14 protein-coding genes and 1 pseudogene are annotated in these 24,482 nt (G+C 69.5%); 12 read left to right on the forward strand and 3 right to left on the reverse strand.

The features are described 5' to 3' along the window. Nucleotides 1-18 precede the first annotated feature (18 nt). From rbfA to pnp, 4 genes are all read left to right on the forward strand, one after another. Nucleotides 19-426, forward strand: a complete 408-nt coding sequence (gene rbfA, locus JR065_RS05035) for a 30S ribosome-binding factor RbfA (RefSeq protein WP_206232675.1) — start codon at nt 19-21, stop codon at nt 424-426. 244 nt (nt 427-670) lie between these two features. Beyond that, the gene (gene truB, locus JR065_RS05040) at nt 671-1,597 is read left to right on the forward strand and encodes a tRNA pseudouridine(55) synthase TruB (RefSeq protein ID WP_206232677.1); all 927 of its coding nucleotides are present in this window, start codon (nt 671-673) and stop codon (nt 1,595-1,597) included. 225 nt (nt 1,598-1,822) lie between these two features. Further along, a complete protein-coding gene (gene rpsO, locus JR065_RS05045) occupies nt 1,823-2,083 on the forward strand; it encodes a 30S ribosomal protein S15 (protein ID WP_206232679.1) in 261 nt (86 codons plus the stop codon). A gap of 164 nt (nt 2,084-2,247) precedes the next feature. After that, complete coding sequence (gene pnp, locus JR065_RS05050) at nt 2,248-4,356, forward strand: polyribonucleotide nucleotidyltransferase (RefSeq protein ID WP_206232680.1); 2,109 nt, start codon at nt 2,248-2,250, stop codon at nt 4,354-4,356. Between the two features lie 416 nt (nt 4,357-4,772). Here the strand turns inward: pnp and JR065_RS05055 are convergent, their stop codons facing one another. Together JR065_RS05055 and JR065_RS05060 are read right to left on the reverse strand one after the other, a co-directional pair. Then, the gene (locus JR065_RS05055) at nt 4,773-6,143 is read right to left on the reverse strand and encodes a sensor domain-containing phosphodiesterase (RefSeq protein WP_206232682.1); all 1,371 of its coding nucleotides are present in this window, start codon (nt 6,141-6,143) and stop codon (nt 4,773-4,775) included. A gap of 108 nt (nt 6,144-6,251) precedes the next feature. After that, a complete protein-coding gene (locus tag JR065_RS05060; protein ID WP_206232684.1) occupies nt 6,252-6,581 on the reverse strand; it encodes a DUF3175 domain-containing protein in 330 nt (109 codons plus the stop codon). A 592-nt stretch (nt 6,582-7,173) separates the two neighbouring features. On the opposite strand from JR065_RS05060, the pseudogene JR065_RS05065 reads away from it, so the two are divergent. The 3 genes and pseudogenes from JR065_RS05065 to JR065_RS05075 all read left to right on the forward strand — a co-directional run. Next, a pseudogene (locus JR065_RS05065) lies at nt 7,174-11,487 on the forward strand (DEAD/DEAH box helicase); the annotation flags it as partial. 575 nt (nt 11,488-12,062) lie between these two features. Further along, complete coding sequence (locus tag JR065_RS05070) at nt 12,063-13,730, forward strand: methyl-accepting chemotaxis protein (RefSeq protein WP_206232687.1); 1,668 nt, start codon at nt 12,063-12,065, stop codon at nt 13,728-13,730. 10 nt (nt 13,731-13,740) lie between these two features. Beyond that, nucleotides 13,741-14,283: a chemotaxis protein CheW gene (locus JR065_RS05075; protein ID WP_429001840.1), complete on the forward strand. Its 543-nt coding sequence runs from the start codon at nt 13,741-13,743 to the stop codon at nt 14,281-14,283. Between the two features lie 80 nt (nt 14,284-14,363). Here the strand turns inward: JR065_RS05075 and JR065_RS05080 are convergent, their stop codons facing one another. Continuing rightward, on the reverse strand, nt 14,364-15,827 hold the full coding sequence (locus JR065_RS05080) for a glycoside hydrolase family 30 protein (RefSeq protein ID WP_206232689.1): 1,464 nt from the start codon (nt 15,825-15,827) through the stop codon (nt 14,364-14,366). A 523-nt stretch (nt 15,828-16,350) separates the two neighbouring features. Here JR065_RS05080 and JR065_RS05085 point away from each other — a divergent pair. The 5 genes from JR065_RS05085 to JR065_RS05105 all read left to right on the forward strand — a co-directional run bounded on the left by JR065_RS05085 (nt 16,351) and on the right by JR065_RS05105 (nt 24,265). After that, the gene (locus tag JR065_RS05085) at nt 16,351-19,371 is read left to right on the forward strand and encodes a TonB-dependent receptor (protein WP_206232691.1); all 3,021 of its coding nucleotides are present in this window, start codon (nt 16,351-16,353) and stop codon (nt 19,369-19,371) included. 97 nt (nt 19,372-19,468) lie between these two features. Beyond that, nucleotides 19,469-21,022 carry a tryptophan 7-halogenase gene (locus JR065_RS05090; RefSeq protein ID WP_206232693.1) on the forward strand — a complete coding sequence of 518 codons (1,554 nt, stop codon included), beginning with the start codon at nt 19,469-19,471 and terminating at the stop codon, nt 21,020-21,022. A 12-nt stretch (nt 21,023-21,034) separates the two neighbouring features. After that, on the forward strand, nt 21,035-21,742 hold the full coding sequence (locus JR065_RS05095; protein ID WP_206232695.1) for a SapC family protein: 708 nt from the start codon (nt 21,035-21,037) through the stop codon (nt 21,740-21,742). Further along, nucleotides 21,726-22,742: a cupin-like domain-containing protein gene (locus JR065_RS05100; RefSeq protein ID WP_206232697.1), complete on the forward strand. Its 1,017-nt coding sequence runs from the start codon at nt 21,726-21,728 to the stop codon at nt 22,740-22,742. The genes JR065_RS05095 and JR065_RS05100 overlap by 17 nt, the downstream gene beginning before the upstream one ends. An 11-nt stretch (nt 22,743-22,753) precedes the next feature. After that, complete coding sequence (locus JR065_RS05105; RefSeq protein WP_206232698.1) at nt 22,754-24,265, forward strand: tryptophan halogenase family protein; 1,512 nt, start codon at nt 22,754-22,756, stop codon at nt 24,263-24,265. Nucleotides 24,266-24,482: the final 217 nt, after the last annotated feature.

Here is a 24,482-nt window from a genome sequence, read left to right on the forward strand (position 1 = left end):
CAAAGAGATTCCGGACCCATGGCAACAAAATCCTTCCACCGTACCGATCGCGTGTCCGCGCAGATCCGTCGCGACCTGGGCACGATCGTGCACTCGGCCGTGCGCGATCACGGTCTGCCGTCGGTCAGCGTTTCCGATGTCGAGGTCACCCGCGACCTGGCCCATGCCAAGGTGTTCGTCACCGCACTGCTGCCGGAGCGCTCGGCCGAGGCGGTCAAGGGCCTGAAGGAGCTGGCGCCGCAGCTGCGCAGCGAACTGGCGCGGGCGATGAAGCTGCGCCACGTACCCGAGCTGCATTTCCACTACGACGATTCGGTCGATCGCGGCGAGCGCATCGACAACCTGCTGCGCGACATGCCCGAGCTGCAGCAGTCCGAAGACGGCGACAGCGACAGCGATAGCGAGCCGGCTCCGTCCAAGGAGTGAACGGGCGCACGATGCGCAAGCATCGATGTCGTACGCAAGCCGCATTGGCGAACGGCAAGCAGGTTTTTGCATCGATAGACGTGCTTTTCCAGCGTCGTAGCCTGCGATAGTCGTATCCGCTGTCCGCTAACCATTCGGCAGCTATTACCAAGTCTGGCCTGCACCATCGCAGGCTTTCACCGTCCGACTCCCGACTGCGCCTTTCCGAGTCCCGAGTCCCGAGTCCCCGGTCCCGATTGCCCCCATGCCCGTCTTCGGCCCCCGCCTGCCCCGCATCTCCTTCCGCCGCCTCGACGGCATCGTGCTGCTGGACAAGCCGGCCGGCATGAGTTCCAACGCGGCGCTGCAGGCGGCGCGGCGGCTGTTCCGCGCCGAGAAGGGCGGGCATACCGGCAGCCTGGACCCGCTGGCCACCGGCCTGCTGCCGCTGTGCTTCGGCGAGGCGACCAAGCTGGCCGGGCTGCTGCTCGGCTCGGCCAAGGCCTACGAGGCCGAGGTGGTGCTCGGCACCAGCACCGATACCGACGATGCCGACGGCACGGTGCTGCGCACCCGGCCGGTGCCGCCGATCGATGCGGCGGCGCTGCAGGCGGCGCTGGCGCCGCTGCGCGGGCGCATCCGCCAGCGCGCGCCGATCTATTCGGCGCTCAAGCAGGGCGGCGAGCCGCTGTACGCGAAGGCGCGGCGCGGCGAGGCGATCGAGGCGCCGGAGCGCGAGGTCGAGGTGCACGCCATCGATGTGCTGGCCCACGAGGGCGCGCACCTGCGCCTGCGCGTGGCCTGCGGTTCGGGCACCTATATCCGCAGCCTGGCGCGCGACCTGGGCGAGGCCCTGGGCTGCGGCGCGCATATCGCCGGGCTGCGGCGGCTGTGGGTGGAACCGTTCCGCAGCCCGCGGATGCTGACCCTGGAGCAGTTGCAGGCGCTGGCGCAGGACGACCCGGCCGCGCTCGAGGCGCAGGTACTGCCGCTGGCCGCCGGCCTGGCCGGGTTCCCGTCGCTTCGCCTGGACGAGCCGGCGGCGCGGCGGTTCCGCATGGGCCAGCGCCTGCGCGACCCGGCTTGGCCGTCCGGCCTGGCGGCGGTGTTCGATGCGCAGGCGCAGCCGCTGGGCCTGGGCCAGGTCGATGCCGGCGGGCTGCTGTCGCCGCAGCGGCTGTTCAACCTCTAGCGCCAGGGCCGCGTGGCGCGGGGCTCCTGGCCACGTCTCGCGCCTGGGTCCGGGTGCCGTTGGTCGTGACGCGGCGTTAACGCCTTGTCCGCCAGGGCCTGGGCCGGTACAATTCCGCGGCCTTTCAGGCATCCCTGCGCTCCGGCGCAATCCTTCGCAATCGGCGAGCCAGGCGGTGCGTCATCAGCACGTTCCTGCCGGCCCCGCATCTTTAGAGAAACCACCATGTCCATCGACACCCAGAAAGTCATCGAAGAAAACAAGCGCGGCGCCGCCGACACCGGCTCCCCGGAAGTCCAGGTCGCGCTGCTGACCGCCCGCATCGAGATGCTGACCGGCCACTTCAAGACCCACAAGAAGGACCACCACAGCCGCCGCGGCCTGCTGCAGATGGTCAACCGCCGCCGCAGCCTGCTCGACTACCTGAAGAAGAAGGACGGCGAGCGTTACAAGGCGTTGATCGAGAAACTCGGCCTGCGTCGCTGAGCCAACGAACCCCACCGCGGCGCAGGAATGCGCCGCGGTTTTGTTTTGGGTAACACCGTGGTCCGGGGAATGCTCCGCGCCACCGGCCGGATCCTCCCGGCCACCCGCCAGCGGCATGGGCCGTCAGCGGTCCATTCGAAGACAGCATCATCCAAGGAAACCCCGTGGCAAAAATCACCAAAACCTTCCAGTACGGCAAGCACACCGTCACCCTCGAGACCGGCGAGATCGCCCGCCAGGCCGGCGGCGCCGTCATCGTCAAGATGGACGACACCGTACTGCTGGTCACCGCCGTCGCCGCCAAGAGCGCGCGCGAAGGTCAGGACTTCTTCCCGCTGACGGTCGACTATCAGGAGAAGTTCTACGCCGGCGGCCGCATCCCCGGCGGCTTCTTCAAGCGCGAGGGACGTGCGACCGAGAAGGAGACGCTGATTTCGCGTCTGATCGACCGTCCGATCCGTCCGCTGTTCCCGGAGGACTACAAGAACGAAGTGCAGATCATCGCCACGGTGATGTCGATGAACCCGGACATTGACGGCGACATCGCCGCGCTGATCGGCGCCTCGGCCGCGCTGTCGCTGGCCGGCACCCCGTTCAACGGCCCGATCGCCGCCGCCAAGGTCGGCTACAAGAACGGCGAGTACATCCTCAACCCGACCGTGTCGGAGCTGAAGGACTCGCAGCTGGAGCTGGTCGTGGCCGGTACCGCCAACGCGGTGCTGATGGTCGAGTCCGAAGCGGCGCTGCTGTCCGAGGAAGTGATGCTCGGCGCGGTCACCTTCGGCCATCGCGAGATGCAGAAGGTCATCAACATCATCAACGAGCTGACCGTCGAAGCCGGCACCAAGCCGTCGGACTGGGTCGCCCCGGCGAAGAACGAAGGCATGATCGCCGCGCTGAAGGAAGCGGTCGGCGACCAGCTGGCGTCGGCGTTCCAGGTGCGCGACAAGCTGCAGCGCCGCGACGCTATCTCGGCGATCAAGAAGGACGTGCTGGCGCAGCTGACCCCGCGCGCCGCGGTCGAGGGCTGGGCCGTGGCCGACCTGGCCAAGGAATTCGGCGAGCTGGAATACCAGACCATGCGCGGTTCGGTGCTGAGCACCAAGGTGCGCATCGACGGCCGCGCGCTGGACACGGTGCGTCCGATCAGCGTCAAGGCCGGCGTGCTGCCGCGTACCCACGGCTCGGCGCTGTTCACCCGCGGCGAGACCCAGGCGATCGTGGTCACCACGCTGGGCACCGCGCGCGACGGCCAGGTCATCGACGCGGTCTCGGGCGAGTACAAGGAAAACTTCCTGTTCCACTACAACTTCCCCCCTTATTCGGTGGGCGAGTGCGGCCGTTTCGGCGCGCCGAAGCGCCGCGAGATCGGCCACGGCCGCCTGGCCAAGCGTGGCGTGCTGGCGGTGATGCCGAGCATGGAGGAGTTCCCGTACACGATCCGCGTGGTCTCGGAGATCACCGAGTCCAACGGTTCCTCGTCGATGGCCTCGGTGTGCGGCAGCTCGCTGGCGCTGATGGACGCCGGCGTGCCGGTGAAGGCGCCGGTCGCGGGCATCGCGATGGGCCTGGTCAAGGAAGGCGACGACTTCGTGGTGCTGTCGGACATCCTGGGTGACGAAGACCACCTCGGCGACATGGACTTCAAGGTCGCCGGTACCGCCGAAGGCGTGTCCGCGCTGCAGATGGACATCAAGATCGAAGGCATCACCGAGGAGATCATGAAGCAGGCCCTGGCGCAGGCCAAGGCCGGCCGCCTGCACATCCTCGGCGAGATGGCCAGCGCGCTGACCGGTCCGCGTTCGGAGCTGAGCGATTACGCGCCGCGCCTGCTGACGATCAAGATCCACCCGGACAAGATCCGCGAAGTGATCGGCAAGGGCGGCTCGACCATCCAGGCGATCACCAAGGAGACCGGTACCCAGATCGACATCCAGGACGACGGCACGATCATCATCGCCTCGGTCAACGCCATCGCCGCGCAGGCCGCCAAGGCGCGCATCGAGCAGATCACCTCGGACGTGGAGCCGGGCCGCATCTACGAAGGCAAGGTCGCCAAGATCATGGACTTCGGCGCGTTCGTCACCATCCTGCCGGGCAAGGACGGCCTGGTGCACGTGTCGCAGATCTCCAGCGACCGCGTCGAGAAGGTCGGCGACGTGCTGAAGGAAGGCGATCTGGTCAAGGTCAAGGTGCTGGAAGTGGACAAGCAGGGCCGTATCCGCCTGTCGATGAAGGCCGTCGAGGAAGGCGAGGGCGTGACGGCCGAGTAAGCCGTCGGCGCACAGCGCACCAAAAAAAGCGGGCTTCGGCCCGCTTTTTTCTTGCGCGCGGGGTCGGCGCGGAGCGCGCTTCGTGGGAGGTCGGGACGCGGCAGGCACGATCGATTCCTGTAGAAGCGGCTTCAGCCGCGACCGAGGCCTTCCCGGGGAATGCCCGGTCGCGGCTGAAGCCGCTCCTACACACCGCTCCAGATGTTCTGGCGAGGTTGCTGCGCTTGGGTCTTATGAGCGGAGTGGTGCGCATGTTGGCTCGGCGATCGAGGCGACAAGAGGCGATGAGCATTGTGGGAGCGACTTCAGTCGCGACGGGCATTACCGGTACAGCCCGTGCGACTGAAGTCGCTCCCACAACGCCGTGCCAGCTGCAACGTCTTGGCCGACTACCCTGCGAGGCGTTGCAGCGGATTTCAGCCCGGCTCGTCGCCGATCGCCGGATACCGCGCCAGGTGCACCGACAGCGGGCCCGGGTGGGCCAGCTGGTAGCCCTGGCCATAGCGCGCGCCCAAGGCCTTCAGCGTCTCCAGTTCGGCCTCGGTCTCGATGCCTTCGATGGTCACGCTGGCATTGGTCTCCTCGGCGAACGACAGGATCGCCTGCGCCAGCCGTTGGCGCCGCGGTTCGGCGTCGATGCCGCGGGTCAGGGTCAGGTCGAGCTTGATGATGTCCGGCGACAGGTGCAGCAGATGGCGCAGGCTGGCGAAGCCGGTGCCGGCATCGTCGAGCGCGATGCGCAGGCCCTGCCGCTGCAGCGCGAGGATGTGCTCGGACAGCCGCGGGTAGTCGAACGCCTGCACCTGCTCGGTGATCTCCAGCACGATCCGCGAACCGTCGAACGGCTGCAGCAATGCCGCCAGCTGCGGATGCATCAGTGTCGCCGGCGACACGTTGATCGCCAGGTACAGCGGCGCCGGCAATTGGTCGAGCGTGGCCAGCGCCTTCCGCGCGGCGGCCAGTTCCAGCTCCAGCGACAGCCCGACGGTGGTCGCGTCGGCGAACCAGCGCAACGGCGGCAGCGCAGGATTGGACGGGAAGCGCGACAGCGCCTCGACGCCGACGATGCGCTGCGTGCCCAGCGCCAGCACCGGCTGGAACACGATGTCCAGGCGCTGGGCCTCGATCACCTCGCGGATCCGCGTGGCGGTGGCGGCGCGTTCGCGGAACGCGTGTTTTTCCGCGTCCTGGCGCCGCGCGATGTCGGTCTTCAGCGCCACCCGGTCCATCGCCAGCGCCAGCGTCGCGCCGACCAGCGTCGCCAGCATCTCCAGCGTGCGTACGTCCTGCGGCTGGTAGCAGCAGCGGTACGGCGACATCACCTTGAGCACGCCGATGCCGCGGTCGGCATAGCGCAGCGGCACCACCAGCATCGAGCGCAGCCCGACCTTGCGGCACGCCTCGCGGTTGACCCGCGGGTCCTCCTCCGAATCGTCGCACTGCAGCACCTGGCCGGTACGCATGCACAGCCCGGACAGGCTGTTGTGGCTCGGCAGGCGCAGGCCCAGGTGGTTCTCGGCGATGCCGCTGGCGGACCAGTACAGCATGTCGCCGCCGTCGCTCATTTCCACCACCGCACCGCTGGAGCGGGTCAGCTCCTGCGCGCGGCGGGTGACCACGTCGACCACCTGCAGCGGATCGCTTCCGGCGGCGGCGATCTCGCCCTGGGCGAGGATGATCCGCGACAGCAGCACCGCGTCTTCGCTCAATGGCGCCGGCGCGGCGTCGCGGCCTTGCGCCGGCGTCGCTGCGTCGGCGCGTTCCGAAACGTCCGGCTCCCTGATCATGGCTGGATCATGCGCCAGCCGTTCGGCGGCCGGCAACCGCAAATCGCCGCAGGCCAGCGCGAGCCGCCGAATCCGCCAGCGGCGTCACGCTTCCGCGGCCGGCGGGACTCAGCCGATCGGCGGGTCCCTGCGCGGCTTGCCGTACAGCGCGCGCAGCTCGTCCTTGGCGCGCTCCAGCACCTGCCGCCGCTGCTCCGGGAGCTGCTTGCCGGCACGGTTGATGTAGAACGTGAGCATCGACATCGCCGAACGATAGGGGCCGGTACGGCGGCGTGCGCTCTGGTCGGCGGAATGCTTCAGCGAACGCGCGATGTCGACCGGGTCGTCGCGCTCGAACACACCGGGGGTGAGGTCGAGCGCGCTGCTGCTGTCGGCGACGTGGTGCGACCAGCGCGAAGGGGAAACGTTCGTGGAGTTGGTGTTGGTGTCGTGCGCCATTGCTGGTGCTCCTTGGCCAGGGTGGACAACGGAATTGGTGCGGTTTCCTGCTGCGTCTGCGCGAGGCAGGGTCGGAACGCGAGGGGTCAGGTGCCACGAGAAATCCGCCAGACCACCGCGTCGCTAGGTGGCGGAGCCGGCCCTCATTGCCGGCGGTGCGCGGGGACGTGGTCGCAGTCCTAGCTCTTGCTTCACCAGTGGACACGGTGTTCTTGAGCGAGACGGCGGCGTGCGTGTTGTGCGCGCATCCATGCGGCGTGGATCGTGATGCGAGCGCTCCATCGTGATGTGGCTCTGACATGCAGTGGCTCCCGCGTGACATGTCCGCACCGGCTATCGAACCGAGCTGCCGGTGTGAACTCACCGCCAACATAACCGTGAGCGCGGGCACATGTGGTAGACAGTCGTCGCGCCGCCGCGGGCCATGAATCGTTTACGCCGAACGCGGGAGAAACCCGTATTCCTTCACGCGGGCTTGGCTACGCGGCGGTGCGACACCATGTAGTGCACAACCACACCACGTACCGGATAACCGCACCGGACCACCACGATTGCGATGCCTGCCGATCTTTTCCGCCGACCCGCTCCGCACATGCCCGCGCGTTTCCATCCCGCGCTGGCGCGCTGGTTCGAACGCCGTTTCGCTGCGCCCACGCCGGCGCAGGCGGCGGCGTGGCCGGCGATCCAGGCCGGGCGGCATACGCTGGTCGCCGCACCCACCGGCTCGGGCAAGACCCTCACCGCGTTCCTCGCCGCGCTGGATACGCTGCTGCGCGAAGGACTGGCGCAGGGCGGGCTGCAGGACCGCACCCAGGTGCTCTACGTATCGCCGCTGAAGGCGCTGTCCAACGACATCCACCTGAACCTGGAAGCGCCGCTGGCCGGCATCCGCGCCGAGCTGGCCGCGCTCGGCCTGCCCGACGTTGAGATCCGCACCGCGGTGCGCACCGGCGACACCCCGCAGCGCGAGCGCGCGCAAGCGCGGCGGCGGCCGCCGCATGTGCTGGTCACCACGCCCGAATCGCTGTACGTGCTGCTCGGTTCCGAGTCCGGGCGAGCTTCACTGCGGCACGTGCGCACGGTGATCGTCGACGAGATCCATGCGGTCGCCGCGAGCAAGCGCGGCAGCCACCTGGCGTTGTCGCTGGAGCGGCTGCAGCACTTGTGCGAAACCCCGCCGCTGCGCATCGGCCTTTCGGCCACGCAGAAACCGATCGACGAGGTCGCGCGGTTCCTGGTCGGCGCCGGGGCGGTGCGCGACGGCGTGCCCGATTGCGAGATCGTCGACATCGGTTACGACCGCGAACGCGATCTGGCCCTGGAGCTGCCGCCGACGCCGCTGAGCGCGACCATGTCCAGCGATCAGTGGCAGCAGGTCTACGAGCGCGTGGCCGCGCTGGTGCGCGCGCACCGCACCACGCTGGTGTTCGTCAACACCCGGCGCATGGCCGAGCGCGCCGCGCGGCACCTGGGCGAACTGCTCGGCAAGGACGCGGTCGCCGCGCACCACGGCAGCCTGGCGCGCGAGGCGCGGCTGCTCGCCGAGCAGCGGCTGAAGGCCGGCGGGCTGCAGGTGCTGGTCGCCACCGCCTCGCTCGAGCTGGGCCTGGACATCGGCGACGTGGACCTGGTCTGCCAGCTCGGTTCGCCGCGCTCGATCGCCACCTTCCTGCAGCGCGCCGGACGTTCCGGGCACGCGGTGGGCGGAACGCCGAAGGCGCGGCTGTTCCCGCAATCGCGCGACGAACTGGTCGAATGCGCGGCGCTGCTGGACTGCGTGCGCCGCGGCGAACTGGACGCACTGCGCATCGCGCCGGCGCCGCGCGACGTGCTGGCGCAGCAGATCGTCGCCGAGACCGCCTGCCAGGAGTGGGACGAGGACGCGCTGTACGCGCTGGTGCGGCGCGCCTGGCCGTATGCGGCGCTGCCGCGCGCGCAGTTCGACGCGGTGGTGCGCATGCTCTGCGACGGCTTCAGCACGCGGCTGGGGCCGCGCGCCGGCTACCTGCATCGCGACGCCGTGCACCGCCGCCTGCGCCAGCGCCGCGGTGCGCGGATGACCGCGCTGACCTCCGGCGGCACCATTCCCGAGAGCGGCGACTACAGCGTGATGCTGGAACCGCAGGCCGAGAACATCGGCACGGTCAACGAGGACTTCGCGGTCGAGAGCCTCAGCGGCGACGTGTTCCAGCTCGGCAACGCCAGCTATCGCATCCTGCGCGTGGAGCCGGGCAGGGTGCGGGTGGAGGACGCGCACGGCGCGCCGCCGAACATCCCGTTCTGGCTGGGCGAAGCGCCCGGGCGCAGCGACGAGCTGTCGGCGGGCGTGGCGCGGCTGCGCGCGCAGGTCGAGCGCTGCCTGGAAGACGGCGGCGCCGCCGCGGCGCTGGCCTGGCTCGGCGGCGAGCTGCGGCTGGACGCGGCGTCGGCGCAGCAGATCGTCGACTACCTGGGCCGCGCGCGCAGCGCGCTCGGCGCGCTGCCGACCCAGCAGTGCATCGTGATCGAGCGCTTCTTCGACGCCAGCGGCGGCACCCAGCTGGTGATCCACAGCCCGTACGGCAGCCGCGTCAACCGCGCCTGGGGCCTGGCGCTGCGCAAGCGCTTCTGCCGCACCTTCAATTTCGAACTGCAGGCGGCGGCGACCGAGGACGCGATCGTGCTGTCGCTGTCCACCAGCCACAGCTTCGCGCTGGACGATGTCGCCCGCTACCTGCATTCGTCCTCGGCGCAGCAGGTGCTGGTGCAGGCCTTGCTGGACGCGCCGCTGTTCGGCGTGCGCTGGCGCTGGAACGCGACCACCGCGCTGGCGCTGCCGCGCTTCAGCGGCGGGCGCAAGGTGGCCCCGCAATTGCAGCGGATGAAGTCCGAGGACCTGCTGGCCACGGTGTTCCCGGACCAGGTGGCCTGCGCCGAGAACCTGGCCGGCGAGCGTGAGATTCCCGAGCATCCGCTGGTCGCGCAGACGCTGGAGGACTGCCTGCACGAGGCGATGGACAGCGACGGCTGGCTGCGCCTGCTGCGGCGCATAGAAAGCGGCGAGGTGCGGGTGCTGGCGCGCGACCTTGCCGCGCCGTCGCCGCTGGCGGCCGAGGCGCTGGACGCGCGGCCGTATGCCTTCCTCGACGACGCGCCGCTGGAGGAGCGCCGCACCCAGGCGGTACAGAGCCGACGCTACGCCGACCCGGAAAGCGCCGACGACCTGGGCCGGCTCGATCCGCAGGCGATCGCCGCGGTGCGCGAGGAGGCCTGGCCGCAGGCGCGCAGCCGCGACGAAATGCACGAGGCGCTGGTCGCGCTGGGCGCATTGACCGGCGCGGAGGCGGCCGCGGGCGAGGGCTGGCGCGGCTGGCTCGACGAACTCGCTGCCGACGACCGCGCCACCCGCTTGTGCGGCATCGATGGCGTCGAGCTGTGGGTGGCCGCCGAACTGCTGGCGCTGGTCGCGCCGCTGTACCCGCAGGCGACGCCGCAGCCGCGCATCGGCGTGCCGCAGGGCTACGCCATCGACGACTGGCAGCGCGACACAGCGCTGCGCGAACTGCTGCGGCTGCGCCTGGCCGCGCTGGGGCCGGTGGCCGCGCCGCAGCTGGCGGCGCCGCTGCGCCTGCCGATCGGCGAGGCGCAGGCGGCGCTGCTGGCGCTGCAGCGCGACGGCTACGTGCTGCCGGGGCGCTTCGATCCGGACGCCGGGACCGAGCAATGGTGCGAACGCCACCTACTGGCGCGCATCCACCGCTACACCCTGGGCCGCCTGCGCCGCGAGATCGAACCGGTGGCGCCACGCGACTACGCGCGTTTCCTGTTCCGCTGGCAGCACCTGGACCGCGACGGCCGGGTCAGCGGGCCCGAAGCGCTGACCAGCGTGCTGGCGCAGCTGGAGGGCTACGAGGCGCCGGCGGCGCTGTGGGAATCGGAACTGCTGCCCGCGCGCGTGCAGGACTATGCGCCGGCGTGGCTGGACGAGCTGTGCACCGCCGGGCGCACGCTGTGGACGCGGCTGCGCCCGGCGGCGGGCGCGACCAGCGGCGGCGGCTCGCTGCGCGCCACGCCGATCCTGCTGCTGCCGCGCCGCAGCGCCGCGCGCTGGTCGCAGCTGGCGCCAGCTGCGGCCGAGGACAGCGCGCTGGGCTCGCGCGCGCAACGCGTGGCGGACTACCTGGGCGCGCACGGCGCATCGTTCTTCGACGAGATCCTCGACGGCACCCGGCTGCTGTCGACCGAACTGGAAGAGGCGCTGGCGGAACTGGTGGCGCGCGGCCGCATCCATTGCGACAGCTATGCCGGCCTGCGCGCGTTGCTGGTGCCGGCGTCGAAGCGGCCGTCGGCGCTGTCGCGGCGGCGGCGACGGGTGCCGCTGTTCGGCATCCAGGACGCCGGGCGCTGGGCGCCGGTGCGCGCGCCGGCGCAGTCCGGCACCGACGCCGCCGCGCGCGACGAGGCGCTCGAGCATCTGGCGCGTACCCTGCTGCGCCGCTATGGCGTGGTGTGCTGGCGGCTGCTCGAGCGCGAGGCGGCGTGGCTGCCGCCATGGCGCGAACTGCTGCGGGTCTACCACCGCCTGGAGGCGCGTGGCGAGATCCGTGGCGGGCGCTTCATCAGCGGCTTGTCGGGCGAGCAGTTCGCGCTGCCCGACGCGATCGGCCTGCTGCGCCAGATCCGCGGCCAGCCGCACGACGGCGCCTGGCTGTGCCTGGGCGCGGCCGATCCGGCGAATCTGCTCGGTGGCGTGCTGCCCGGCACGCGCTTGCCGCGGGTGCCCGGTGCGCGCGTGCTGTATCGCGATGGCGTACCGGTCGCCACCTGGTCGGCGGACCGTTTCGAGGCATTGGTCGAGCTGGACGCCGAGGAAACCGCCGTGGCCAAGCAGCGTCTGGCGCAGAGCCCCGGGGCGCGTGCGGCGTCCGGCACGCCGGTGCGCAGCGCGTCCGATCGTTCGACTGGATGAGCCAGCGCGATTTTTCGCGAGCCGGTGCGCAGTACCGCCGCGTGCTGCCGTCAATGGGGAAGAGATGAATGCGCGCCTCGGTTCTCTGCGAATGCCGGCGCACGGTTTTGTCTACGAAGAAACGCAACTTCCATCTCACTAAGAAAGCGCGAACGGCGACAGGAATCGCCCCGGGCCGCACCCGCGCATGCGGATCGCGCTGGCCGCGCGCGCCCGTGCGCTCACTGCCAAACGCCTTGCGATCAATGCGTTGCGAGCGTGGCGCCGTCTTCGCGGCGTGCGCTACGTGGACGCGTTTGTGCCGAATTCGCCCGGTTAAAGCGCGATTGGCGCTTGCCGATAGCTTCCCCACTGCGGGCGGACGACAGCGATGGCTCAGGCCACCGACCAGTCCAGCGCCTTCGACGTCGGCAAAGGCGACAAGCGCCGCCGCCGCGGGCGGCCCATGCCCGACCAGGTGCTGGCAGCGGGAAAGACATCCGGTCGCGCCATACGCTGGCGTGTTCGTCATCAAACAAAATCAGGGAATCACTATGTTCGGCAAAATGAAAATCGGCGTCAGGCTGACGTGCGCGTTCCTGTTCGTGGCCGCGATCGGCGCGTGCATCGGCTGGATCGGCATCCTCAACTCCGGAAAGATCAACCACTACGCGACGCTGCTCTACGAACGCGAACTGCTCGGCCTGTCGAACCTGAAGGAAGCCAACATCAACCTGATCTACGCCGGCCGCGCGCGCTCCAACCTGCAGCTGGCCACCACCCAGGAAGACCGCGCCAAGCACATGGCCAGCATCGACCGGTACACCGCCAGCATGGTCGAGTACATGGACAAGGCCAGGGCCACCTTCGACAGCCCCGAGGCCAAGACCAAGCTGGATCGCTTCGACCAGGTGTGGAAGGAATACCTGGCGCGGCGCAACCAGTTCATCGAGATGGCCACGCAGCAGTCGTTGCCGGAGGCCAATCCGGAACTCATGGAATTGTCCAAGTCGGTGCGCAGTTCGTCCGATGAACTGGATGAGCTGATGACCGAGCTGAGCACGCTGAAGGAAGCCAACGCGGCGGCGGCCAGCGAGCAGACCGATGCGATCTATGCCAACGGCAGCAAGACCCTGATCGCGATCATCATCGCCGGTGTGGCGATCGGCATCGGCCTGGGCTTCGTCATCAGCCGCAGCGTCACCCGCCCCATCGAGCGCGCGGTCGAAGTCGCCAACGGCCTGGCCGAAGGCGACCTGACCATGCAGATCGAGACCCGCGGCACGGACGAAACCGCACAGCTGCTGCAGGCGATGCAGCGCATGCTGGAAAAGCTGCAGCAGGTGGTGGGCGAGGTCAACGCCAGCGCGCAGAATCTCGCCGGCGCCTCGGAGGAAGTCAGCGCCACCGCGCAGTCGCTGAGCCAGGCGGCGACCGAACAGGCCGCCGGCGTGGAGGAAACCAGCGCGTCGCTGGAGCAGATGACCGCCTCGATCGGGCAGAACACCGAGAACGCGCGCATCACCGACGGCATGGCCACGCAGGCGGCCAAGGAAACCGTCGAGGGCGGCGAGGCGGTGGTGGCCACCACCCAGGCGATGAAGCAGATCGCGCAGAAGATCGGCATCATCGACGACATCGCCTACCAGACCAACCTGCTCGCGCTCAACGCGGCGATCGAGGCCGCGCGCGCCGGCGAGCACGGCAAGGGCTTCGCGGTGGTCGCCGCCGAGGTGCGCAAGTTGGCCGAGCGCAGCCAGGTCGCCGCGCAGGAGATCGGCGAGGTCGCCGACAGCAGCGTGGAACTGGCCGACAAGGCCGGGCGCCTGCTGGAGACCATCGTGCCGAGCATCAAGAAGACCTCCGACCTGGTGCAGGAGATCGCCGCGGCGTCGCAGGAGCAGTCCTCGGGCGTGGCGCAGATCAACTCGGCGGTGGTGCAGCTGAGCCAGACCACGCAGCAGAACGCCACCGCGTCCGAAGAGCTGGCCGCCACCGCCGAAGAGATGAGCACGCAGGCCGAATACCTGCAGCAGACGATGTCCTTCTTCCGCCTGTCCATGGCCCCTGGCGCGCCGCGTACGCCGCGCGGCACGGAGAAGCCGAGCCTGGCGGCGCCCAGGGGCGTGAAGCTCGAGCCCAAGCGGATCCGCGCGCGCACGCCGGCGCCGGCCTATGCGATGGCCGAAGGCCCGGACGAATCCCAGTTCGCCAGCTTCTAGGAGAGGCATCATGCGCGACAACACGTTGAGTGCGATGCCTTCGCCGGCGCCGGCCGGCGACGAAACGGCCGCGGCGGTTCCGTCGCAGTTCCTGACCTTCTACCTCGGCCAGGAGCTGTTCGGCCTGAGCATCCTCGGCATCAAGGAGATCATCGAGTACCGTGCGCCGACGCCGGTGCCGTCGATGCCGGCCTGCGTGCGCGGGGTGATCAACCTGCGCGGCGCGGTGGTGCCGGTGATGGACCTGCAACTGCGGCTGGGACGCAGCGCCGGCGGCGTGACCCGGCGCAGCTGCATCGTGATCGTGGCGCTGGAGCAGGAACACGGCGCGCAGGCGATCGGGGTGCTGGTGGATGCGGTCAGCGAGGTGCTGGACATCCCGCTGGAGCAGATCGAGCCGGCGCCTTCGTTCGGCGCCGGCATACGCCGCGAGCTGCTGCACGGCATGGGCAAGCTCGGCGAGCGGTTCGTGATCCTGCTGGACCGGACGCAGATGCTCCGTGTCGACGAGATCGCCGCGATGGCGCCGCACGAGCAGGCGGTGGCCGCGTAGGACGGCGCCCGTGCCGCCGCCGGTACCTGGCCGCGGCGCAGGAAGCAATGCGCCGCATCGCTGCGGCGCACCGGCCCGGGTTAGTGCTGCAAGGTCTGGATCGCGTGCGCGGGAATGGTGACGACGGCCGAGCGGTCGCGCACGTAGAAGTTGTAGGTGACCGCGGCATCGGTGGGGTTCATCACCACCGCGACCAGGCGCTGGTCTTCGTTGACGAAGGCGGTGGCCAGCAGCGTGCTGCGGCTGCTGCTGACCCCGACGCGCCGCGCATTGGGGCGGATGAACTTGGAGAAGTGGCCGATGTAGTAGTAGCTCGGCGTATAGATCAGCTCGCCGGTGGCGGTGTCGGCGTGGATCGGCGCGAAGCACCAGTTGCCGACGTGGTTGGGGCCGCCGTTCTGGTCCAGCAGGATGTTCCAGTCGGTCCAGCCGACCGCGCCGTTGTTGAGGTCGTTGATCATCGCGCTGCCGTAGCGCTCGGCGTTGGGCCAGTACTGGTAGCGCGAACGGTCGAACTTCTCCACCGACGCCTCGGTCAGCAGCACCGGCCTGTCCGGATACGCTTGGCTCACCGCGGCGACGTTGCGGTACATCGGCTCGAAGCCGGCCCAGGTCTCGTACCAGTGGAAGCCCAGGCCCCAGGCGTACTTCGCCGCTTCCGGGTCGTCGAAGATGACCTGCGCGCGGTACGCCATCATGTCCCGGTTGTGGTCCCAGACGATGATCTTCTTGTCGGCATAGCCGGCCGCGTGCATCGTCGGGCCCAGGTGGTTCTTGAGGAAATCGCGTTCCTGCTCGGCGGTGAACAGCATCGACTCCCACTTCTGCACCGCCATCGGCTCGTTCTGCACGGTGATGCCCCAGATCGGCACGCCTTCCCGCTCGTAGGCCTGGATGAAGCGGGTGAAGTACTTGGCCCACGCCGCGGCGAACTCCGGGCGCAGCGCGCCGCCGCGCAGCATGTCGTTGTTGGTCTTCATGAACGCCGGCGCGCTCCATGGGCTGGCGAACAGGGTCAGCCTGCCGCCGGCCTGCTGGATCGCGCGCTTGATCATCGGGATGCGCGCCTTGCGGTCGTGCGCGATGGAAAAGCTGGCCAGCGCGCTGTCGCCTTCGTCGATGTAGGTGTAGCTGGCGGAACTGAAGTCGGAGCTGTGGATGGTGGTGCGCGCGAGCGAGTAGCCGATCCCGCGCTCCTTGTCGTAGTACGCGCGCAGCAGTTCGCTCTGCTTGCGCGGCGACAGCCGCGCGAAGACCTCGGCGCTGGCGTCGGTGATCGCGCCGCCGATGCCGAGCAGCGTCTGGTAGCGGCTGTCCGGCGCGACGAACACCGAGGTCTCCGCTTCGCTGAGCGCGTGCCCGGCGCGCAGCTCGACGCTGCCGCTGCGGCTCAGGCGCTGCTCGCCGCCCTGCGCGGTGGTGAAGATGGTCACCGTGGCGTTCGCGGCGGCGCTGCGCGGCGCGCGGTCGGCGGCGGTGGCGCGCCCGGCGCCGGCAAGCAGCAGGCCCAGCGTGGCGGCGGCAAGAAGCGGGTGGTTGTTCATCGACGGCCTCGGCGAAGACGTGCGGCGGATGGGCCAGCGGCCGCGGCGCGGCCTCGCATGGCCGGTGCGCTGCGCTGCGACGTCGTGGCGTGCGGTGCGTGGATGACGTTGTCTAACGTCGCCGCCTTGCGCTGTCAATGCGCCGCGTGATCGGGCCAGACTGCGCCGACATCGCGCGCCAGGCTCCCTCGATTGTCGCCGCACGGACCCATGCCGGCCGATCGCCGCGGCGCGGACGCCGCCTGCGGCGGACGCGGACGCGTCGATGGTCGCCGCGGGAGGCCGCTTGGGGTGGGGCGTGCGTTCCGGCAGCACGGCCCGGCGGCGCCGCCGCGGCTGCGCTACGCTGCGCTGCAGCAGCGTTTTCAGGCGAATTGCGCCTGCTTTGTGCCGCTTTCTTGCCGCTGGCGCGCGAAGTTTGACAAGTCGTATCGGCGCAGGTCCAATGCCGCCGGAAGTGCCAGGGCGGCGTTGCGCCCACGACGATAGACGCGTTTCGTGAATTTCCGGGGAGGGAAAATCCATGAAGCAGGTGCAGTCCGTTCCGAAGCAGGCCGCATTGGCGTCCGCATTGCTGCTGGCGCTGTACAGCCCGGCCTGGGCGCAACAGACCGCACCGGCGGCGGCCGCCGATGCCGATCCGACCACGCTCGATGCGATCACGGTTACCGGCATTCGCGGCAGCCTCACCTCGTCGATGAACCTCAAGCGCGACGCGCAGGGCATCGTCGACGGCATCGTCTCCGAGGACATCGGCAAGTTCCCCGACACCAATCTGGCCGAATCGCTGCAGCGCATCAGCGGCGTGTCGATCGACCGCTCCAACGGCGAAGGCTCCAAGGTCACGGTGCGCGGCGTCGGCCCGGACTTCAATCTGGTGCTGTTGAACGGGCGGCAGATGCCGACCTCGAGCATCGCCGACACCGGCGCGTCCAGCTCGCGCGCGTTCGATTTCGCCAACCTGGCCTCCGAGTCGATCTCCGCGGTGGAGGTGTACAAGACCGCGCGCGCCAGCACGCCCACCGGCGGCATCGGCGCCACCATCAACATCAAGACCGCGCGCCCGCTCGACACCCCCGGACTGCGCGCCAACGTCGGCCTCAAGGGCGTGTGGGACACCTCCAACGACAACGTGCCCGATTCGCTGCAGGGCGACAGCGTCACCCCGGAAGTGTCGGGCATCTTCAGCAACACCTCGGCCGACGGCCGATTCGGCATCGCGGTCAGCGGCAGCTACCAGGAACGCGACTACGGCTTCAGCCAGGTCGCGGTGGGCAACGGCTGGAAGACCTTCCACGGCGACGAGAACAACTGGGGCACGATCCCGCAGCCGGGCCAGCCCGGCTCGGAGAACATCGTCAACCGTCCCGGCCCGGACGACATCTATTCGGTGCCGCAGAACCTCAACTACAACGTCAACGGGGTCAAGCGCGAGCGCACCAACGGCCAGCTGACGCTGCAATTCAAGCCGACCGACCGCGTCACCACGACGCTGGACTACACCTATTCGGAAAACAAGATCCAGACCCAGCGCAACGAGATGTCGGTGTGGTTCAACTTCGGGCCTTCGTCCAGCGCCTGGACCGACGGCCCGGTCGCCGCGCCGGACCTGTACTCGGAAACCATCCCGTTCACCCAGGACGCGTCCGGGCAGTACTTCGGCAGCGACATGGCCTTCGGCGGCGGCAAGAGCGCCACCAAGAACCAGAACAAGTCGCTCGGCTTCAACGTCGAGTGGGAAGTCACCGACAGCCTGAACATGGCGCTGGACTACCACGACTCCACCGCCACCTCCGGCGCCGACAGCCCGTACGGGTCCAGCGGCGTGCTCGGCACGGCGGGGTTCTTCCGCGGCACCACCAGCGCCGATTTCTCCGGCGATTTCCCGGTGCTCAACGTGCAGCTGCCGCCGGGCATGGACCAGATCGATCCGGCGTACATGCAGGTGACCGGGTCCTCGTTCCGCAACAGCTACATGAAGTCGGAGATCAAGCAGCTCCAGCTCAGCGGCGACTTCCAGTTCGAGAATTATTCCAAGCTGGACTTCGGCGTCGGCTCGACCGAGGTGCGCAACCGCTCGGCGTACTCGGTGGTGCAGCTGGACACCTGGGGCGGCGCCACCAGCCCGGACGACTATCCGGACGAGGTCTGGCAGCTCGACAACATGGGCCGCTACTTCGACCAGTTCGGCGGCCACGACGATCCCGACTTCACCGACGCGTTCTTCGTGTGGGACTTCGACACCGTGCGCCAACTGGCCGAGGACGCCTGGGTGCGCAATGGCGGCGACCCGGCCGACTACCGCGCCTCCAACGTCTTCACCACCGACCGCCGCACCACCGAGAAGTCCAAGAGCGCCTACCTGCAGTGGAGCAACACCTGGGACCTGGCGCTGCCGGTCAGCCTGGCGCTGGGCGTGCGCTACGAGAAGACCGACGTCACCTCCGATGCGCTGGTGCCCAGCGCCACCGGCATCTCCTGGGGCTCGGCCAACGAGCTGTCGATCATCGAGGGGCCGGCCGAGTTCACCCGCCTCACCGGGTCGTACCGCTACTGGTTGCCGAGCCTGGACTTCAGCGTGGACCTGAACGAGTCGATGAAGCTGCGCGCCAGCTACGGCAAGACCATCGGCCGCCCCGGCTGGGCCGACATCCAGGGCGGGCAGACGCTCGACACGCTGGTGCGCGTGGACGGCGGCACCGGCGCGCAGGGCAACCCGGGGCTGCGGCCGCTGCTGTCCAACAACTACGACGTGTCCTTCGAGTGGTACTACGGCGAAGGCAGCTACGTGTCGGCCGGCTATTTCCGCAAGGACATCGACAACTACATCGGCACCACGCAGGTGGTCGGCACGCCGTTCGACCTGCACACGCCGGTCGGCGGCGCGTACTGGAACGAGGCGATCGGCGCCGGCTGCGCCGGCAGCGACGTGGTCTGCATCCGCAACTACATCTTCGACAACCACAACGGCGAAGGCGGGGTCACCCAGACCGGCGTGGATTCCACCGGCAACCGCACCGGCACCATCGTCGGACAGGCCGGCGATCCGCTGGCGCAGTTCCGCATCAACACCCCAGCCAACCAGAAGTCGGCCACGCTCGACGGCTGGGAGTTCAACATCCAGCACCTGTTCTGGGACAGCGGCTTCGGCCTGTCGGCCAACTACACCATCGTCGATTCCGGGCTGACCTACGACAACTACGTGATCGGCGAGCAGTTCGCGCTGGAAGGGCTCAGCGACTCGGCCAACTTCGTCGCGTTCTACGACAAGGGGCCGTGGCAGGTGCGCGCGGCCTACAACTGGCGCGACGAGTTCCTGTCCGGCCGCTTCGACGGTTCCGGCCCCAACCCGAACTACGTCGAGGCCTACGGCCAGCTGGACATGAACGTGAGCTACGCGTTCAACGAACGCCTGACGTTCTCGCTGGAGGGCATCAACCTGACCGACGAGACCCAGCGCATCCACGGACGCCACAGCAACCAGCTGCTGTTCGCGACCCAGACCGGGCCACGCTACATGTTCGGCGTGCGTTACAAGTTCTGAGCAGCGGCCGCGCCGGGTCCCGGGACGCAGGCGCCGTGGGGGATCGCCCACGGCGCGCCCGGCCCGGCCGCCTGGCGCGGCCCATGAAGGTGCACGGGTGAATCCTGCGATCAGGCACGTGGTCATCGTCGGCGGCGGCTCGGCCGGCTGGCTGACCGCGGCGGTCATCGCCGCCGAGCATTGCACCGCGCAACCGCACGGCCTGCGGGTGACCCTGCTCGAATCGCCCGAGGTCAGCACGGTCGGGGTAGGCGAGGGCACCTGGCCGAGCATGCGCGACACGCTGCGCCGGGTCGGCGTGAGCGAGACCGCGTTCGTGCGCGAATGCGACGCGGCGTTCAAGCAGGGCTCCAAGTTCGTGCGCTGGAGCCAGGACGACGCGCAGGACCAGTACCACCATCCCTTCGTGCTGCCCGAGGGCTACCTGGACACCAACCTGGTCGCCGGCTGGCAGCGGCACCGGCACCTGCCGTTCGGCCGGCTGGTCAGCTTCCAGCCGCAGCTGTGCGAGGCGGGCAAGGCGCCCAAGCAGTTCGCCACGCCCGAATACGCCGCCGTGGCCAACTACGCCTACCACCTGGACGCGGCCAAGCTCGGCGCGTTCCTGCGCGAGCACTGCGTGGGTCGCCTGGGCGTGGCGCACGTGCGCGACCATGTGGATGCGGTCAACGCCCACGAGAACGGCGACATCGCCTCGCTGCGCACGCGCGAGCACGGCGATATCGCCGGCGACCTGTTCGTCGACTGCAGCGGGATGCGCGCGCTGCTGCTGGGCAGGCACTACGGGATCGCGCTGGAGCCCATGCACGACATCCTGTTCAACGACCGTGCGATCGCGCTGCAGCTGCCGTACGCCGACGCGGATGCGCCGATCGCCTGCCAGACCGTGTCCACCGCCCAGCGCCATGGCTGGATCTGGGACATCGGCCTGCACAGCCGGCGCGGCGTGGGCTACGTGTATTCCGCCGCGCATGCCAGCGACGAAGACGCCGAGCGCACGCTGCTGCGCTACGTCGAGGCCAGCGGCGCCCGCCCGGCCGACATCGCGCGCAGCAACCGGCTCGGCTTCCAGCCCGGCTACCGCCGCACCGCATGGCACCGCAACTGCGTGGCGATCGGCCTGTCCAGCGGCTTCGTCGAGCCGCTGGAAGCCTCGTCGCTGGTGCTGGTCGAGCTGGCCGCGGCGATGCTGCGCGACGAGATGCCGGCCACGCGCGAGGCGATGGAGATCGTCGCCCGGCGCTTCAACGACGCCTTCGCCTACCGCTGGGAGCGGGTGGTGGACTTCCTCAAGCTGCACTACGTGCTCAGCCGCCGCACCGATTCGGACTACTGGCACGAGCACCGCCGCGCGCAGAGCGTGCCCGAGCGCCTGCGCGAACTGCTCGCGCTGTGGCGGCAGCAGCCGCCGTCGCGCTACGACTTCCCGCGCAGCGAGGAGATCTTCCCGTCGGCGAGCTACCAGTACATCCTGTACGGCATGGGCTTCGATCCCGAGCCGCGGCCGAACCCGCGGCGGATGGACGACGTGCGCCGCGCCGAGCAGTGCTTCGGCCAGGCCGATGCGCGCGCGCGGCAGATGCTTGCGGCGCTGCCCGGCCATCGCGAGCTGCTCGAGCACATCCGCCTGCGCGGCATGCCCACCCTCTAGGACCCAGCGACCATGACCCGGCACGTGCAGTTGGACCATGCCCAGCACCGCGATCTGCGCATCGACACGCGGCGCAGCGCCGCGCTGGGCGATGCGGTGATGGCCGCGCTGACCTTCCCGGGCGAGTTCCGCAACCTGCAGGCGCATTACCCGATCGTGTTCCGCAAGAGCCGGCTCGGCGAGTTCCAGCCGGTGGCCCTGTTCGGCTTCGGCGAAGGACAGAACCTGTTCCTGGACGCGCGCGGCTGGGACGCGAGCTACGTGCCGCTGGCGATCGAGCGCCAGCCGTTCCTCGTCGGTGTCGCCGGCGACGAGCGGGTGGTGCACCTGGATCTGGACAGCCCGCGGGTGTCGGCCAGCGGCGACCAGGCGCTGTTCCTGGAGTTCGGCGGCAACAGCGCCTACCTGGACCGGATCACCTCGGTGCTGGCGACGCTGGACGAAGGCCTGCGCGCCACGCCGGCGTTCGTCGCGCTGCTGCTGCAGCACCAGTTGCTGGAGTCGTTCGTGCTGGACGTGGAACTGGACGACGGCTCGCGCAACCGCCTTGCCGGCTTCTACACCATCGACGAGGACCGCCTGCGCGCGCTCGACGCCCAGGCCCTGCACCAGCTGCACCAGGCCGGGCTGCTGGAGCCGGTCTACATGGCGCTGGCGTCGATGTCGAACTTCCGCGCGCTGATCGAGCGGATGAACCGCCACCATGCTGCCGATCGCTGAGGCCGTGCGCGAAGTCCACGGCGCCGATGCGCAGGCGCTGCCGGACGCGTTGCTGTGCGCCACCCAGCCGCTGGTGCTGCGCGGCGTGGTGGCGCACTGGCCGCTGGTCCGCGCGGCGCTGGCGTCGCCGCAGGCGGCGGTGGACTACCTGCGGCGCTTCGCCCGCAGCGAAGCGCCGGTGGCGGTGATGGTCGCCGCGGCGTCGGCCGGCGGGCGCCTGTTCTATAACGAGGACCTGAGCGGCTTCAATTTCCACAGCGAACGCCCGCCGCTGGGCGCGGTGCTCGACGCGATGCTGCGGCACCTGGACGACGCGCAGGCGCCCACGCTGTACATGGGCTCCACCACGGTCGACACCTTCCTGCCCGGGCTGCGCGCCGAGAACGACATCGCGCTCGGCCAGCGCCAGGCCTTGTTCAGCGTATGGCTCGGCAACCGCACCCGCATCGCCGCGCACCAGGACGTGCCGGACAACCTGGCCTGCGTGGCCGCCGGCCATCGCCGCTTCATCCTGTTCCCGCCGGAGCAATTGGCCAACCTGTACATCGGTCCGCTGGATTTCACCCCGGCGGGGCAGGCGGTCAGCCTGGTGGACTTCGCCGCGCCGGACCATGCCCGCTTCCCGCGCTTCGCCGAGGCGCTCAAGCAGGCGCAGGTCGCCGAGCTGGGGCCGGGCGATGCGATCTTCATCCCCAGCATGTGGTGGCACCACATCGAGGCGCTGGACGGGTTGAACGTGCTGCTGAACTACTGGTGGCGGCAGTCGCCGCCACACATGGATTCGCCGATGAACGCGCTGATGCTGGCGCTGATGAGCGTGCGCGACCTGCCGCCGGCGCAGCGCGCCGCGTGGCAGGAGACGTTCCGCCACTACGTGTTCGACGCCGACGCGGCCACCGCCGAGCACGTTCCGCCGCAGGCGCGGCGCGTGCTGGCGCCGATGACCCCCGAGCTGTCGCGCGAGCTGCGCGCGCGCCTGCTCAAACGACTGAACCGCTGAAGGACGACGAGATGAACCAGACCGATTCCACCCCCGTGCCGGAGCGCCCGGTCAGACGCGTGGTCATCGCCGGCGGCGGCACCGCGGGCTGGATGGCGGCGGCGGCGCTGTCGAAGGTGATGGGCAAGCTGCTGGACATCACCCTGGTCGAGTCCGAGGAGATCGGCACCATCGGCGTCGGCGAGGCCACGATTCCCACCCTGGTGACCTTCCACCGCCTGCTGGAGATCAAGGAACAGGCGTTCATGGCCGCAACCCAGGCGACGATCAAGCTGGGCATCTCCTTCGAGCACTGGCGCGACCTGGACCAGCACTACATCCATTCCTTCGGCACCACCGGCAAGGACCACTGGACCGCCGGCTTCCAGCATTTCTGGCTCAAGGGCCAGGCGCGGCGGCTGGCCGGCGACTACAGCGAGTACTGCCTGGAGTCGCGCGCCGCGCAGCAGGGCCGTTTCGCGCACCTGCCCAACGGCGGCATGAACTACGCGTTCCATATGGACGCGGGCCTGTACGCGAAATACCTGCGCAGCTTCAGCGAAGGCTTCGGGGTCCGGCGCGTGGAGGGCAAGATCGCGCAGGTGCGTACCGATCCGGTGTCCGGCTACATCACCGCGCTGAAGCTGGAGTCCGGCGACGAGATCGAAGGCGAGCTGTTCATCGACTGCACCGGCTTTCGCGCGCTGCTGATCGGGCAGGCGCTGGGCGTGGATTTCGAGGACTGGTCGCACTGGCTGTTCAACGACAGCGCGCTGGCGTTGCAGACCGCCTCGGTGCGCGAGGCGGTGCCGTACACGCGCGCGATCGCCGGCGCGTCCGGATGGCAATGGCGCATCCCGCTGCAGCACCGGGTCGGCAACGGCATCGTCTATTCCAGCCGCTACCTGGACGACGACGCGGCGCTGCGCACGCTCCAGGCCAGCGTCGAGGGCGAGCCACTCACCACGCCGCGGCCGATCCGCTTCAAGCCCGGACGGCGGCTGAAGTGCTGGCACAAGAACTGCGTGGCGCTGGGCCTGGCCGGCGGCTTCATCGAGCCGCTGGAGTCGACCACCATCCACCTGATCCAGCGCGGCATCACCCGCTTGATGCAGAGCTTTCCGCAGGTGGTGCGCCAGCCGGACATCGACGAATACAACGCGCAGATCGACGAGGAGATCCAGCACGTGCGCGACTTCGTGGTGCTGCACTTCCACGTCACCCGGCGCCAGGACACGCCGTACTGGCGCGCCTGCCGCGAGATGTCTATTCCGGCGACGCTGCGCCACCGCATCGAGCTGTTCCGGCAGACCGGCCGCGTGTTCCGGGTGCCGAACGAGTTGTTCGCCGAGAACTCGTGGATCCAGGTCATGCTCGGGCAGGGCATCGTGCCGCAGCAGCATCATCCGGTCGCCGACCTGATGGGCGATCGCGAACTGTCGCAGTTCCTCGACGGCATCCGCGCGCGGGTCGACAAGACCCTGCGCCAGCTGCCCAGCCACCAGGCCTACCTGGAAAGCTACTGCCCGGGCGTGCGCGGCTGATGCGCGAATGGGCGGCGCGCGGCGGCGGGCATGGTGCGCCGCGTCGTGGCGCAGTCCGCCGGGGAACGTCGTTGCGCGACGGCAGCCGCCGGCGCCGCCGCGCCATGGCGCGGGCACATCGGACACGCCGGAAACCAGCAAGGCGCAGATTGCCGCCTGAACGAGAAAGGGCCGGACGGTTTCCCGTCCAGCCCTTCGTTTTCTCGCGCAAATCAAG

The organism is Xanthomonas sp., assembly GCF_017163755.1.
In the GTDB taxonomy this organism is placed as follows: Bacteria; Pseudomonadota; Gammaproteobacteria; order Xanthomonadales; family Xanthomonadaceae; genus Xanthomonas_A.